The organism is Bradyrhizobium sp. 61, assembly GCF_023073075.1.
Classification (GTDB): domain Bacteria; phylum Pseudomonadota; class Alphaproteobacteria; order Rhizobiales; family Xanthobacteraceae; genus Bradyrhizobium; species Bradyrhizobium barranii.
In genome coordinates, this window is record NZ_JADPIU010000056.1 from 48261 (window position 1) to 62729 (window position 14469).

Consider the following 14469-nt stretch of genomic DNA (forward strand, 5'->3'; position numbering starts at 1 on the left):
CCCGCTTTCGCGGGTCACTTCTTGGTCTTGCCGAGATCCTTGACGGCTTCGAAGGTCGCGAACTCGACATTGTAGAGCTCGCCGTCGACCTTCTCGACTTTGCGGATGTAGATGTTCTGCACGATGTCGCGGGTCTCGGGGTCGATCGAGATCGGGCCGCGCGGGCTTTCCCACTTCTGGCCCTTCATGGCTTCGACCAGCTTGGTGCCATCGGTGTCGCCGTTGGTCTTCTTCAGCGCCTCGTAGATGAGGTGGATGCCGTCATAGCCGCTCACGGCCATGAAGCCCGGGCGGTTGCCGAAGGCCTTCTTGTAGGCCGCGACGAAATCCTTGTTCATCTGCGAGGGATGCGCCGCGGAATACAGATGCGCGGTGACCGTGCCGAGCACGGCGTCGCCCATGTTGTTGAGCAGGTCGTCGTCGGTGACGTCGCCCGGTCCGATCACCTTGATGCCGGCCTTGTCGAGGCCACGCTCGGCATACTGCTTCATGAAGTTGCCGCCCTGGCCGGCCGGCACGAACACGAAGATCGCGTCGGGCTTGGCGTCCTTCATGCGCTGGAGGAACGGCGCGAAATCCGGATTTGCGAGCGGCGTCTTCACCTCTTCGACCACCTCACCGCCGCCGGCGGTGAAATTCTGCTTGAAGAAGTTCAGCGCGTCGTTGCCCGGCGCGTAGTCGGAGGTGAGCGTCGCCACCTTCTTGATGCCGTTCTTCACCGCCCAGTCGGCGATGATGGTCGACGACTGCGCCAGCGTGAAGCTGGTGCGCACGATGTAGGGCGAGCGCTCGGTGATGATGGAGGTGCCGGCCGCCATCACGACTTCCGGGATCTTGGCCTGGGTTGCGAGCGGCGCGGCCGCGAGCGCGGCCGGCGTCACGCCGAAGCCGGCGATGAAATTGACCTTGTCGTTGACGATCAGCTCCTGCGCGGCCGTCTTGGTCTTGTCCGGAATCGCGGCGTCGTCCTTGAGGATGATCTCGATCTTCTTGCCGGCGACGGTGTCGCCCTTCTGCTGCATGTAGAGCTTGATCGCGTTCTCGATCTGCTTGCCGGTCGAGGCCTGGCCGCCGGTCATCGGCAGGATCAGGCCGACCTTGACGGTGTCCTCGGCCTTGGCCGGCACGATGGCCGCGAGGCCGGCGATGGCGGCCGCTGCTGCGGTCCAAGAGACCTTGTAAGAAAACGTCTTCCGTTCGAACATCAGATGTCCCTCCCCTTCATTCCTGACCTCTTGTGCGCCGGACCGAGTGCCCGGTCCTTGGCTCAACCTTAGCTCACGCACGCGCGATGTCGCGCCACATGGCGTCTTTCGCGCCCTTATTGTCAATCGGACGTTTGGCGACCATTCGGCGCAAGCCGCGCGTCCCGATGGCCGACGACGGGAGCGATGCCGTGGTTACGTCGGGGTAACCCGAGCCCCCGATCCTGGCCGCTCCTATTTGTACGATTGTACAAATAAAATGGACCTGTCAACGAAAAAGCCCCGCCCCCGACCAAGCCAGTTTGTCGCGTGCCCCTTGCCACAGTCTAGAAAGCGACCAGACGCGTGGATGGAGGATTTCGTCTTTCTTTTGCAGAATTCGGACACCGGCGAGTCTTCGGTTCAGCGCAAATCGGTAGCTAATTACCTACCTCGAATAAGTCTATTTTACCTTGTTGAAGACTACTCTTCCCGCGCCAGCCTAACCCGGCGTCCAACCTGACTGAATTCGCGCGCGCACAATGCTCAAGCCCTTCCGCTCCGTCCTCACCCTCTTTGCGCTCGCCGCGGGGCTGTCCGGCTGCGGCACCGTCAACGAAAAGCTCACCGCCGGCATGGGCGACTACGTCCCGCAATGGGCCGGCGGCCTGCCGGCCGACGCACCGCCGCGGCCCGGCACGCCGCAATACGACGCCTACATGAAAGAGCGCGAACGCAAGCGGCTGCTGCCGGCGGCGGATCGCGAGAAGGAAGAGCAGGCGCAGAAGGGTGCGACGGGGTCCACGTCGGGCGGCGCGGTGCGCTGAGGCACAACAACGATCTCGCTGTCATTCCGGGACGCCTCGCAGAGGCGAACTATGGTGCGCAATTGCGCACCCGAGAATCTCGAGGTTCCGGATTCGCGCGTCGCGCGCTCCGGAACGACGGGCAATCAATCCATGAACACCACGGTCTTGCGGCCGTTGAGGATGACGCGGTCGTCGAGGTGGTAGCGGATCGCGCGGGCCAGCACGCGCCGCTCGATATCGCGGCCCTTGCGGACGAGATCCTCCGGCGTGTCGCGGTGGCTGATGCGCTCGACGTCCTGATCGACGATCGGGCCTTCGTCGAGGTCGCGCGTGACGTAATGGGCGGTAGCGCCGATCAGCTTGACGCCGCGCTCATGGGCCTGGTGATAGGGCTTTGCGCCCTTGAAGCCCGGCAGGAACGAGTGGTGGATGTTGATGCAGCGGCCGGAAAGCTTGGCAGAAAGATCATCCGACAGGATCTGCATGTAGCGCGCGAGCACGACGAGATCGGTTCGGGTCTCGGCGACGAGATCGAGGATCTGCGCCTCCTGCTCGCGCTTGGTCTCCTTGGTGACGGGCAGATGGTGGAACGGGATTCCGCCGAAGTCGAGCCCGGCATAGACCTCGCGCGGATGGTTGGAGACGATTGCGGTCGGGACCATCGGTAGCTCGCCGGTGCGCCAGCGATAGAGGATGTCGACCAGGCAGTGGTCGGACTTCGACACCAGCAGCATCACCTTGCGATGCGCGGCACGGTCGCGCATCTGCCACTCCATGCCGAAACGCTCCGCGATCGCGGCAAAGCCGGTCTGGAGCGCCGACAGCTCCACGGCGAGATCGGCCGCGGTGAACACCACGCGCATGAAGAACTTCTTGGTCTCGATGTCGTCGAACTGCTGGGCATCGAGAATGTTCTGTCCGTTATGGGCCAGGAAGGTCGACACCGCTGAGACGATGCCGGGACGATCCGGACAGGACAGGGTCAGGACATATTGATGATCGGGCATGGCTCTTGATGAAGGTTTGGGCAGCGACTGCGGAACGACCCGCGATTTGCGCCCTGCTCTATCACCGACCCCGCCCTCGCGCCAATCCCAAGACTTGATCCCAAAGACTTGCGTCAGCATAAAGCGCGGAGTCAGGATGAACGGACCATTGCAATTTACCGCCGGAGCACACCCATGGCCGACCGCTTGAACGGCTACCGCATCCTGATCCTGGAGACGCGCGAGGAGGCGCAGTTTTCAAAGCTTCTGGCGGAGCAAGGTGCCGATGTCGTGCAGTGCCCGATGTTCACTATTCACGACGCGCCCGATCCCGCCCCGGTCGAGGCCTGGATCCGCCGCGCCATCGACCAGCCCTTTGACGATCTCGTGCTGATGACGGGCGAAGGCCTGCGGCGGATCATGAAGCTCGCGCGGAGCCGTGGTCTCGACCAGGCTCTGGTCGCAGCCCTCGCCAAATCGCGAAAATTCACTCGCGGCCCGAAGCCCGGCAAGGCGTTGCGCGAGATCTCCCTCGATGCGCAGCAGACCACGGAGAAGCCGACCACCGAGGGCGTGATCGAAATACTGGGCAGGCTCGACTTGAACGGGCGACGCGTCGGCCTTCAGCTTTATCCGGACAAGGACCACAGCGCACTGACCGGCGCACTTGCCGCGCAAGGCGCCGATGTCGATACGGTGCTGCCTTATGCCTACGACTCAAAGGCGGCGGACGCCAACATCGTCGCCGCCATCGACGACATGGCCGAGGGGCGGATCGATTCCATCGCGCTGACCAATCTTGGCCAGGTCCGCCGCCTCGTGGAAGCCGCGAAGGCACATGGCAGTGAGGCGAAGTTGCGCGCAGGGTTGGAGCGGACGCTGATTGCGTCGGTGGGTCCCGCGGTGTCGGGAGAGCTCGCCGCCCATGGCCTGCGCACGGACATCGCACCGGCGGAAGACCACTATTTCATGCGCCCGCTGATCTCGGCGATGGCGGCAGCGCTCGCCGAGAAACGGCCGAAGGTGGCGGGTTAGTCACCAGCCGACGATGCTTAGCTCGCCACCTGCGAGGCGGCCGACATCAACTCCTGAGGGCTCGGAGCCCCGAACATGCGGTGGCCGCCTTCAGGAACCTCGGTAAAGGTCCAGCGCACGATCCCCTCGCGATCGAGCAGGAACTGGCCGAACAGCTGGCCCTGGCCGGTTGCCGCCATGCGCTGATCGGCCTCCATCATCTCGTAGCCGTCCTTGTTGTTGAGGTACTCGGCAGCCGCCAACCGATTCATCGACCCCGACGTTTCGCCGGGCACCTCCACCTGCATGCTCTTGACGACGTCCATACCCACCTTGCGCGGCCACTCGGTTTCGTTCTCCGTAAACTCGATAGTGGGCAGGCCGAACGCGCGGTGCGAGACCCGCTCGGGGTCGGACGCGGCGAGCAGATTGGGCAAGGGATGATAGCGGAAGTAGAGCCGCGCGCGCTCGATGGGCGTGTTCACGACCGTGAGACTTTCGACGCCCTTGTCGCGCAGGGCTGCGTCAAGTTGCGCCTGTGCCGCGATGTGGCGCCGACAGAACGGGCAGTGCAGCCCGCGAAACAAGCCGATCAATATCGGGCTATGCCCGCGAAAATCCTGGAGCGCGATCGTTCCATCGCGTGTGATCGCGTCCAGCACGATGTTCGGTGCGCGATCGCCCGGTTGAAGCGGTCCGTCGACATGAAGTTCTGACATGGTTGAACTCCTTCATATGACCTAGTCAAGAAATGGCAGTACGATCAGCCCGGCGGGATCAAGCCCGTGGCGGGCGCAGACATCATGCGCCAGCGCGAAATATCGGTCGGCCTCGGGCATGTCGCCTCGATCAAGGCTCAGCGTGGCGAGACCATCATAGCATGGAAAGAGCTGCTGCGGTTCGCCGGTTTCGTTCGCCACCTCGATTGCCTCATTGTAGCAAAGGGCGGCCAGATCGGGGCGGAAGTGGCATTGATGGATTTGCCCGAGAACGATCAGGGGCACAGAGAGATGTTCGCGCTGATCGAGTGCCCGGTCGATTTCGATCGCCTTCTCGGCAGCCGGCACGCCTTCCTCGGTACATCTGTCCGTGAAGGTGCAACACGCAACGGCAAAATTGGCAAGGAGGCGTGCCTGGAAGCCGAGATCCCCGATCCGACGCGCGACATCGAGTCCACGCCGGCAGACCTCCACGGCTTTCGCCGGGTCGACAATCGTGTAGAGCACACCGAGATTGGTGTAGCCGCGGCAGGCTACGTTAAGGAAGCCGGCTGTTTCGGCGGCCGCAACACTTTGCTCCACCTCGCGCACTGCCTCCTCGTGTCGTCCAAGCCGCGCCAGCGCAACGCCCTTGGTGTTGAGGGCCTCCGCAATCGCACGTGCGGCCTCGGGCCCACTCTGCTCGTCCGCGTCCGCCGGTACGGACCGTGCATAGCCGAGCGCCTCGTCCGCCCATCTTGCGGCGGCGACGTGATCGCCGGTCCGAAACGCGAGACGGCCGCGCTCCTGCAGGAGATGCGCCCACTCGATGGGCGCGTCGGTCCCTCCAAGCAGGTTGGCCGCCTCGGCGTAATGCGTCTCTGCCTTGATCCGCTTGCCGGCGTCCCACAGCAATCGGCCAAGCTTGCGAAGAATTCGTGCTTCGCCGATACCGTCCTGTAAGGCGCGGTGCCCCTCCAACGCGCTCTGATAGTGCTCCTCGGCTGTGTTCCGGCGGCCAGCCGCGCCACAAAGGTCCGCAATCCGCTCGTACAGGACCAGACGTTCCGGCTCCCGTTCGCCGCCGGTCAACAGTACGGCGAGGGCCTGTTGGTAGAGACGGATGGCATCGTCGTTCGCATAGCTCGCGCGTGCCCGATCGCCGGCCGCGCGCAGATAGCGTGCGCCTTTCGGCTTGCTCGCGCTCAGACTGAAGTGATGTCCGAGCAGTATGAGATCTTCGAGGCGCTCGGGCTCATGGCCATAGAGCCTCTCCAGCGCCCCGCCGATCCGTCCATGAAGCTCGATCCGGCGCTGCAGAAGCAGGTTTTGATAGATCACGTCCTGAAGCATGGTTTGCGTGAAGCGGTAGGTTCGCAGTGAAATCGAGTTCGCGCCCGCGATCTCCTCGATGATCTCCGCGTCGCACAGAAGCTCGAGCCCTGCTTCAACCCTTGCTGGCTCGGTTGCCGCCGCACCGAGTGCAACCGCATCAAAACGCGGGCCGATCACGGCGGCCTCCTGTGCCAGGCGGCGCACCTGATGCGGCAACCGGTCGAGACGCGCCAGCAACAACGCCTGAATGCTTGCCGGAATATCGGCGGCCGCTTCATCCGACTTGATCCGCCACTGCGCGCCGTCGCGCTCGAGGGTGCCGACTTCGATGAGGCCGCGTATGATCTCCTCGAGGAAAAGCGGATTGCCGCCGGCGCGATCGAGGATTCGACCGAACAGACCTCCCGGCGGTTCACGCCAACCGTGACTGAAATAGGCCGCGAGCAGCTCTTGTCCGTCGGCGTCGCCAAGCGGGGGCAGCCGAAGGGTTGTGTGACTGATCCTGCTCGAACCGAACTGGTCCAGTTCCAGCATCGGCCGATGCGTAAACAGCAGCATCAGCCGCGTCCGCTCCAGTCGGTCCATCAGGAACCGCAACGCTTCAAGCGAGACCGCATCGGCCCAATGCAGATCCTCGACGATGATCAGCAGTGGCGACAGTGCCAGGCGGCGTTCGAAGACGGTGCGAATCGCGAAGAATATCTGCCGGCGGAGCTGTTCGGGCTCGACATGCCTGAGGGCGGCGTTGGGGTCGCCGAGGCCGAGGACGTGCAGATAGAGGGGCATCAGGCGGTCGGCCTCGTCGGTCGCGAGGCCAAGCTCCGACAGCGCTTCGGCGACCTTCGCCTCCGCCTCTACGGCGCCCGCCTTCTGCGCGATGCCATAGGCGCTACGCAGCACGGCGGCGAGAGTGCCGTAGGATTGTTCGCCGAGCGGCGAGCACGCCGCGTGCCGGATCGCCACGCCGGCGAATCGATCCTGGTCGCGGATGCGCGCGACGAACTCGCTGACCAGGCGCGTTTTCCCGATGCCGGCTTCGCCGACCAGCCGCACCAGTTGAGCCGCGCCGCCGCACGCGCGATCAAGGCTGCCGATCAGGCGCGCAAGCTCGGCGTCGCGCCCGATCAACGGCGCATTGAGGCCCAGCGTGTCGAGACCGCGCGCCGCACGGGGCGTGTCGAGCGGCTCCTTCAGACGGTGGACCAGCACGCTGCCCATCTTGCCCTTGAGCGAGACCTCGCCAAGCGAGTCATAGGAGAACGCATGCCGCGTCAGACGGTGGGTCAACGGCCCGACCAGCACCTCGCCCGGAGCCGCCATCGACTGTAGTCGCTGGGCGGTATTCACCGTGTCGCCGGTCACCGAATAGGATTTGGAAACACCCGCCCCGAGCCCGCCCGCGACGACGTGCCCTGTGTTGATGCCGACATGGAGCAGCAGCGGTGAACCGGCATACGCCTCCGCGCGTTCGCTGAGGCGCGCCGTCCGGCCGATCATGTCGAGGGCAGCGCGCATCGCCCGCTCCGGGTCGTCCTCGTGCGCCGCCGGCGCACCAAACAGAGCCAGCAGCGCATCGCCGATGAATTTGTCCACGAAGCCGCCAAAGCTTTGCACCGCGGCCGTCAACTCCTCGAACAATTCGTTTTGAAGCGTCTGCATGACCTCGGGGTCGAGCCGCTCGCTCATCGCAGTGAAGCCGCTGAGGTCAGCAAACAGCACGGTGATGGTGCGGCGGTTCGCCTCGCTGTCGATCTTGTCCGACGGAGCTCGAAATGCGGCTTGAGCCTCCTCCGCCGGCACGAGCGGCGGAGAGGAGGACTGGATCGGGAGCGTCGTCTGGCTCGTCCGCGCCGATGTCTGCCCGCCTGTGGGGACCTCAGCGACGAAGGCACCGCATTTCGGGCAATAGGCGAAATCCGGCGCGCATGGAAAGCCGCAGCCAGGGCACGCGTTCGGCTGCTTCGTGCCGCACTTCGGGCAGAAGGCAAAGCCGCTCTGGACCTCTAAACCACAGCAAGAGCAGTTCATGGGTCAAGACCTCGCGGAAGCCGCGATGGCGCGAGTTCCTGGACCTGCCGAATGGGCCCAGGAACCAGGCAAGCATGGGCTCGTCACACGGGAAGAGCAAGCGGTGGTTGATCACCCGCTCCGTATCGGCTAGGCGACGAAGCGATGCTGCGGGCGCACTGGCGCACCGCAAATCGTCGGCAGGCATGGCGGCATGCGGTAGCGCCAATTGACAGAGGCATGGCCGGGGCTACCCTGCCAACAGAAGAACAAAAATAAGGGGGAATCGCCGTGAAACCCGTCATCGCATCTTGAGCACATCCGCACTCGCGCCATTCCGCATCCGCAATTATCGCTTCCAGTGGCCGTCCGATCTGCTCACCTCGTGGGCGTTCGAAGTGGAGACGCTGGTGCTCGGCTGGTACATCATGGTCGAGACGGGCTCCGTGCTGCTGCTCACCGTGCTTGCGTCGCTGCAGTTCGTCGGGACCCTGGTCGCGCCGGTGCTCGGCATGATCGGCGACCGGATGGGTCATCGCGACCTCCTGGTCGTGATGCGCCTTGCCTATACCGCGCTCTCGTCGACCATCATGGTCCTGGCGCTGACCGGTCATTTGTCGCCGCTGAGCGTGATGATCATCGTCGCGCTCATGGGCCTGATCCGCCCCTCCGATCTCGGCGTTCGCGGCGCGCTGCTTGCCGAGATCATGCCGCCCGAGCAACTGGTGGGCGCCATCAGCGTTGCGCGCACGACCCAGGACAGCGCCCGCATCGCCGGAGCGCTGACGGGCGCAGGTCTGTTCGCCGTCCTCGGCATCGGCCTCGTTTATGTGGCGATCGCCTGTCTGTATCTCGCGGCCGCACTTCTCATGCTCTGCCTGACCCGGCCGAAAAGGACCGTCACGACGAGCGATCTTCCGGCGAACAGCCACGCGGTCTCGCGATTGCTGGGCGACCTCAAGGAAGGGATCGTCTATGCCTGGAACGGCCCGGGAATGCGCGCGGCGCTGTGCGTCGCCTTCCTGGCCAATCTCACCGCATTTCCCTTCACCGGCGGACTATTGCCCTACATCGCGCGGGACATCTTTCATACCGACCAGACCGGCCTCGGCTATCTCTCGGCGAGCTTCGCCGTGGGCTCGCTGATCGGCTCCATCACGCTCAGCCTGGTCAGCGGACTGCGCATTGCCCGGCTTCTCATCGGCGCAACGCTGGCCTGGTACGCCATGCTGCTGGTGTTCGTCGAGATCAGGACCATGCCGGTGGCGATGGCCTGCCTCGTTCTCGCCGGCATCGCCCAGAGCATGTCGATGATCTCAGCTGCCGTGATCCTGATGCGGACGGCGAGCGCACACCTGCGCGGCCGCGTCATGGGCGTCCGCATGATGGTGATCTACGGCCTGCCGCTCGGATTGCTCGCGGCCGGTAGCCTGATCGACATCATCGGCTATTCCGCGACGGGCTCGCTCTACGCCGCCGCAGGCTTCATCGCGATGCTGGCGATCGCGATCCGCTGGCGCGCCGACCTCTGGCCGGTCCACGCGCCGGCAAATGCGCGCTAGTCCCCGTAGCCGCGCAGCCGCTCGACATCCAAAATGGTGACGCCGCCATATTCGAGCCGCAGCAGCCCCTCCTTCTCCAGCCGGTTCAGCGCGCGGTTGGCGTTCTGCCGTGACATGCCCGAGAGCGCCCCGATCTCCTCCTGGGTGATTTCCAGATGCGCGGTCGACTCGGGATAGAGGATCGGATTGAACAGCGAGGCGATGCTGCGCGCGAGGCGTGCGGTGGCATCCAGCGTGCGGTTGACCTCGAGCATGCCGATGAACTGGCCGAGCCGCTCGTTGAGCTGACGCACCAGGAAGCGGTTGAAGCCGACGCTGTTCTCGAACAGCCACATGAAGCCGCTGCGTTCCATCAGCGCGACGCGGCTGTCGCGCAGCGCGACCACGTCGTAGCGGCGCGGCTCGTTCTTAAGCACGCTGCCCTCGCCGAACCAGGCCCCGGCCGTCAGCCCCGCAAGGCTCGTCTCCTTGCCGTCGCGCGAGACCCCGCCCATCCGTGCCAGGCCGCTCACCATGCCCGCCCAATAGCTGAACGTATCGCCGCGCATGAACACGGTCTCACCGGTGCGGTAGGACCGTTCCGTGATCCCGGTGCGGGCGACCTCGATCTCCGCGTCCGTGAGCTCGCGCGACCAGGCGGCGACCCGCTTCAGTTGATCCTCTGAAATCATGATGCCGAAGCCAGCCGCACCGTTCGCCACCCAATCTCTCTGCTGCACTGCAACACGACCACTTCGACCACCATCCGACGAAAGAAAGGCCACTCCCGCCTGAAAAAACTTTGTCGCAGAATTGTCAGGCGGGAGACATTTCAAAATAGCGCTTTCCCCTATTGAGGACCACCTTGGGCGATGCGGCTTTTGATCCCGATCGGGAGCAAGAGTGGCGCGGCGCCGGTCGAGACCAATAGCTGCATGGCCTCACCGGCACGGCCGTACTAGGATCGCCCGACAGGAACGGATGAAGAGCGCCGCTGAATGCGCCATCACCGGGAGGGATTTGTTTGGTGGCTACCAGTCTCGAAGTGCGCGGCGTGTCCTTGCGATTCGGCGGCGTCCGTGCGCTGACCGATGTCAGCTTTGCCATCAATGACGGCGAGCTGTTCTCGATCATCGGCCCCAACGGCGCCGGCAAGACCTCGATCGTGAATTGTATTTCCGGTCGCTACAAGCCGACCGAGGGCCAGCTGTTCTACCGCGGCCGCGACATCACAGGGCTGACGCCGAACGCGCGCCCCACGCTCGGCATCGGCCGCACCTTCCAGAATCTGGCGCTGTTCCACCACATGAGCGTGCTCGACAACATCATGGTCGGGCGCCATCACCTCCTGAAGAACAATTTTCTCACGGGATCGCTGTACTGGCTCACCGGCGCGCGCAAGGAGGAACTCGAGCACCGCCGCAAGGTCGAGGAGATCATCGACTTCCTCGATCTCCAGTCGGTGCGAAAGGCGCAAGCCGGCACCCTCTCCTACGGCCTGCGCAAACGCGTCGAGCTCGCCCGTGCCATGGCGCTGGAGCCGCGCCTCATTCTCCTCGACGAGCCAATGGCCGGCATGAACTTCGAGGAGAAGGAGGACATGGCCCGCTACATCGTCGACCTCAACGAGGAGTTCGGGATGACGGTGGTGATGATCGAGCACGACATGGGCGTGGTGATGGACATCTCCCACCGCGTCATGGTGCTCGATTTCGGCCGCAAGATCGCCGAGGGCGATCCGGCCGCCGTGCTCGCCGATCCCCACGTCAGGCGCGCCTATCTCGGCGAGGAGGACGAGGTGCTGGTCGACCCGGACGATGCTCCGCCAGCGCAGGAGAGTGCGGCATGATGGATTACGCGGGCCGCGTCGCGCAGGCCGACACCTATCCGAAGATGCTGCGGCTCAATGCCAGGGAGCACGGCAACGAGATCGCGTTGCGCGAAAAGGATCTCGGGCTCTGGCGCGTCTTCACCTGGAATGACTACCATACCCGCGTACGCGACTTCGCGCTCGGCCTCATCGAATTGGGCCTGGGGCGCGAGGACGTCATCGGCATCATCGGCGACAACCGGCCGGACTGGGTCGCGGCGGAAGTGGCAACCCACGCCATCGGTGGATTGAGCCTTGGGCTCTATCGCGACGTGCTGGACGAGGAAGCCTCCTACCTCCTCAACTATGGCGAGGCGCAGGTCGTTTTCGCCGAGGACGAAGAGCAGGTCGACAAGCTGCTCGCGCTTGCCGAGCGGGTCCCGCGGCTGAAGCACATCATCTATTCCGATCCGCGCGGCATGCGGAAATACGACGATCCCAGACTGATGTCGGCGGAAGCGTTCGCCGAGCTCGGCCGCGGCCGCGCCACGCGTGAGCCGGAGCTCTACGATCGCCTCGTCGATGCCACCAAGGGCGAGGATGTCGCGATTCTCTGCACAACATCGGGCACCACCTCGCACCCGAAGCTCGCCATGCTCGCCGCCGGCCGCGTGCTCGGCCATTGCGCGACCTATCTCGCCTTCGATCCGAAAGGGCCGGACGACGAATACGTCTCCGTGCTGCCGCTACCGTGGATCATGGAGCAGGTCTATGTGCTCGGCAAAGGCCTCTTGTGCCGGATGAAGATCAACTTCGTCGAAGAGCCTGACACGATGATGAACGATCTGCGCGAAATCGCGCCGACGTTCGTGCTATTTGCGCCGCGCGTCTGGGAATCCATCGCCGCCGACGTCCGCGCCAAGGTGATGGACGCGACGCCTTTCAAGCAGCGCCTGTTCGACATCGGCATGAAAAGCGGCCTCGCCGCGCTCGCAGACGGCAAACGTTCGAGCTTTGCCGACGCAATCCTGTTCCGCGCGCTCCGCGACCGCCTTGGCTTTACCCGCCTGCGTTCGGCCGCGACCGGCGGCGCGGCACTCGGCCCTGATACCTTCAAGTTCTTCCAGGCCATGGGCGTGCCGCTGCGCACGCTCTACGGCCAGACCGAACTGCTAGGGGCCTACACTCTGCATCCCGAGGGCAAGGTCGATCCCGACACGACGGGCGTGCCGATGGCCGACAGCGTCGAGATCCGCATCGACAATGCCGACGTCCACGGCGTCGGCGAGATCGTGGTGCGGCATCCCCACATGTTCCTGGGTTATTACAAGAACCCGGAAGCGAGCGTTGCCGACATCAGGGACGGCTGGATGCTGTCGGGCGACGCCGGCTACTTCAACGATAACAAGCAGCTCGTCGTCATCGACCGCATCAAGGACCTGGCCGAGACCTCGCGCGGCGAGCGCTTCTCGCCGCAGTTCATCGAGAACAAGCTGAAGTTCTCGCCCTATATCGCGGAGGCCGTGGTGCTAGGGGCCGGCCGCGACGCGCTCGCGGCGATGATCTGCATCCGTTACTCCATCATCTCGAAATGGGCGGAGAAGAGCCGGCTCTCGTTCACGACCTACAGCGACCTCGCCTCGCGGCCCGAGGTCTACGCGCTGCTCAAGAAGGAAGTCGAGACCGTCAACGCCACATTGCCGCCGGCGCAACGCATCTCGCGCTTCCTGCTGCTCTACAAGGAGCTCGACGCCGACGACGGCGAGCTCACCCGCACCCGAAAGGTGCGCCGCAGCGTCATCAACGAGAAATACGAAGGCATCATCAACGCGATCTACCGCGGCGATGCCGACATCCCCGTCGACACCGTGATCCGCTTCCAGGACGGCACCACGCAACGCGTGCGAACGACGCTGCGCGTGGTGGATCTCGGCGGGCATGGGCATATGGCGGAGGCCGCGGAGTGAGCCTGCTTCGAACCGAGACCGCGCTGCCAGCCGATGCGCCCTCTCCCCCTGTGGGAGAGGGCATCTCCGCCGCTGGCCACACCCTCGCCCGGGTGAGGGGTCCTCTCTCCGCACCGTCGCTGCCAAGAGAACCCCTCACCCGGCTTCGCTTCGCGAAGCCACCCTCTCCCACAAGGGGAGAGGGTGCACCGTCATCGCTTCTGCATTTTGCGCGGACATCGACATGAACACCGCCTTCCTCATCCAGCTCCTGGTCAACGGCCTCGTGGTCGGCACGCTCTATGGCGTGGTCGCGATGTCGTTCGTGCTGATCTACAAGGCGACGCAGGTCGTCAACTTCGCGCAAGGCGAACTGCTGCTGGTCGGCGCCTGGGTGTGCTGGGCGCTGCTTGCGAAGTACCAGGTGCCGTTCTGGATCGGCATGCCGATGACGCTGGTGTTCATGTTCGTATTCGGCATCGCGATCCAGGTCCTGATCCTGAGACCGATGATCGGCGAACCCATCATCTCGGTGATCATGGTGACGATCGGCCTCTCGACCGTGCTCCAGGCCACGCTGAAATGGATGTTCGGCGTCAATCCGCAACCGTTCCCGCGCGTGTTCGAGAGCCAGTCGGTCAGCCTGCTCGGGCTTCAGATCCAGACCGTCTATGTCATGAGCCTCGTGGTCTCGGTCGCGATGATGATCGGCATGGCCTGGTTCTTCCGCGCCTCCAAATACGGCCTCGCGATGCGCGCCACCGCGTTCAACCAGCAGGTCGCGCAGTCGCTCGGCATCTCCGTCAAGAGCGTGTTCGCGATGGCGTGGGCGATCTCCGCGACAGTGTCGGCGGTCGCGGGCGTGGTGGTCGCCGTCGTCAACGGCGTGTCCTCGGGACTTGCGGCCTACGGCATCAAGGTGTTCCCGGCGGCGATCCTCGGCGGGCTCGATTCCGTCGGCGGCGCCGTGCTCGGCGGCATCATCATCGGCTTGCTCGAGAACATCGCGCAATATGTCGACAGCGAGTATCTGCACTGGGGCAATCTCTACGAGATCGCACCGTTCTACGTCCTCATCATCGTGCTGATGATCAAGCCCTACGGCCTGTTCGGCACCCACGACATCGAGCGGATCTGAT

General features: G+C 64.4%; 11 protein-coding genes. 6 read left to right on the forward strand and 5 right to left on the reverse strand.

The window, feature by feature from the left end; all coding sequences use genetic code 11:
• Positions 1-14: 14 nt before the first annotated feature.
• Positions 15-1205 (reverse strand): ABC transporter substrate-binding protein, encoded by a 1191-nt coding sequence (locus IVB46_RS20015; protein ID WP_014493878.1) that lies wholly within the window; start codon positions 1203-1205, stop codon positions 15-17.
• 521 nt (positions 1206-1726) lie between these two features.
• On the opposite strand from IVB46_RS20015, the gene IVB46_RS20020 reads away from it, so the two are divergent.
• Entirely contained in the window at positions 1727-2011 is a 285-nt protein-coding gene (locus IVB46_RS20020) for a hypothetical protein (RefSeq protein WP_166099607.1), read from the forward strand.
• A 125-nt stretch (positions 2012-2136) separates the two neighbouring features.
• Here the strand turns inward: IVB46_RS20020 and purU are convergent, their stop codons facing one another.
• Complete coding sequence (gene purU / locus IVB46_RS20025; RefSeq protein WP_166099612.1) at positions 2137-3000, reverse strand: formyltetrahydrofolate deformylase; 864 nt, start codon at positions 2998-3000, stop codon at positions 2137-2139.
• Positions 3001-3174: 174 nt separating this feature from the next.
• On the opposite strand from purU, the gene IVB46_RS20030 reads away from it, so the two are divergent.
• The gene (locus IVB46_RS20030; protein ID WP_166099615.1) at positions 3175-4014 is read left to right on the forward strand and encodes a uroporphyrinogen-III synthase; all 840 of its coding nucleotides are present in this window, start codon (positions 3175-3177) and stop codon (positions 4012-4014) included.
• 17 nt (positions 4015-4031) lie between these two features.
• On the opposite strand, the gene IVB46_RS20035 is transcribed toward IVB46_RS20030, so the two are convergent.
• On the reverse strand, positions 4032-4712 hold the full coding sequence (locus tag IVB46_RS20035) for a redoxin family protein (RefSeq protein WP_208070465.1): 681 nt from the start codon (positions 4710-4712) through the stop codon (positions 4032-4034).
• A 21-nt stretch (positions 4713-4733) separates the two neighbouring features.
• Positions 4734-8054 carry an adenylate/guanylate cyclase domain-containing protein gene (locus IVB46_RS20040; RefSeq protein WP_208087780.1) on the reverse strand — a complete coding sequence of 1107 codons (3321 nt, stop codon included), beginning with the start codon at positions 8052-8054 and terminating at the stop codon, positions 4734-4736.
• 290 nt (positions 8055-8344) lie between these two features.
• On the opposite strand from IVB46_RS20040, the gene IVB46_RS20045 reads away from it, so the two are divergent.
• A complete protein-coding gene (locus IVB46_RS20045) occupies positions 8345-9595 on the forward strand; it encodes an MFS transporter (protein ID WP_175618111.1) in 1251 nt (416 codons plus the stop codon).
• Here the strand turns inward: IVB46_RS20045 and IVB46_RS20050 are convergent.
• On the reverse strand, positions 9592-10266 hold the full coding sequence (locus tag IVB46_RS20050; protein WP_208089500.1) for a Crp/Fnr family transcriptional regulator: 675 nt from the start codon (positions 10264-10266) through the stop codon (positions 9592-9594). The genes IVB46_RS20045 and IVB46_RS20050 overlap by 4 nt on opposite strands.
• 335 nt (positions 10267-10601) lie before the next feature.
• Between IVB46_RS20050 and IVB46_RS20055 the strand changes: the two genes are divergently transcribed.
• From IVB46_RS20055 to IVB46_RS20065, 3 genes are all read left to right on the forward strand, one after another.
• Complete coding sequence (locus tag IVB46_RS20055) at positions 10602-11423, forward strand: ABC transporter ATP-binding protein (RefSeq protein WP_014493868.1); 822 nt, start codon at positions 10602-10604, stop codon at positions 11421-11423.
• A complete protein-coding gene (locus tag IVB46_RS20060) occupies positions 11420-13351 on the forward strand; it encodes a long-chain fatty acid--CoA ligase (RefSeq protein ID WP_247309743.1) in 1932 nt (643 codons plus the stop codon). Before IVB46_RS20055 ends, IVB46_RS20060 begins: the two co-directional genes overlap by 4 nt.
• Positions 13352-13574: 223 nt before the next feature.
• Positions 13575-14468 carry a branched-chain amino acid ABC transporter permease gene (locus IVB46_RS20065; RefSeq protein ID WP_014493866.1) on the forward strand — a complete coding sequence of 298 codons (894 nt, stop codon included), beginning with the start codon at positions 13575-13577 and terminating at the stop codon, positions 14466-14468.
• Position 14469 lies beyond the last annotated feature (1 nt).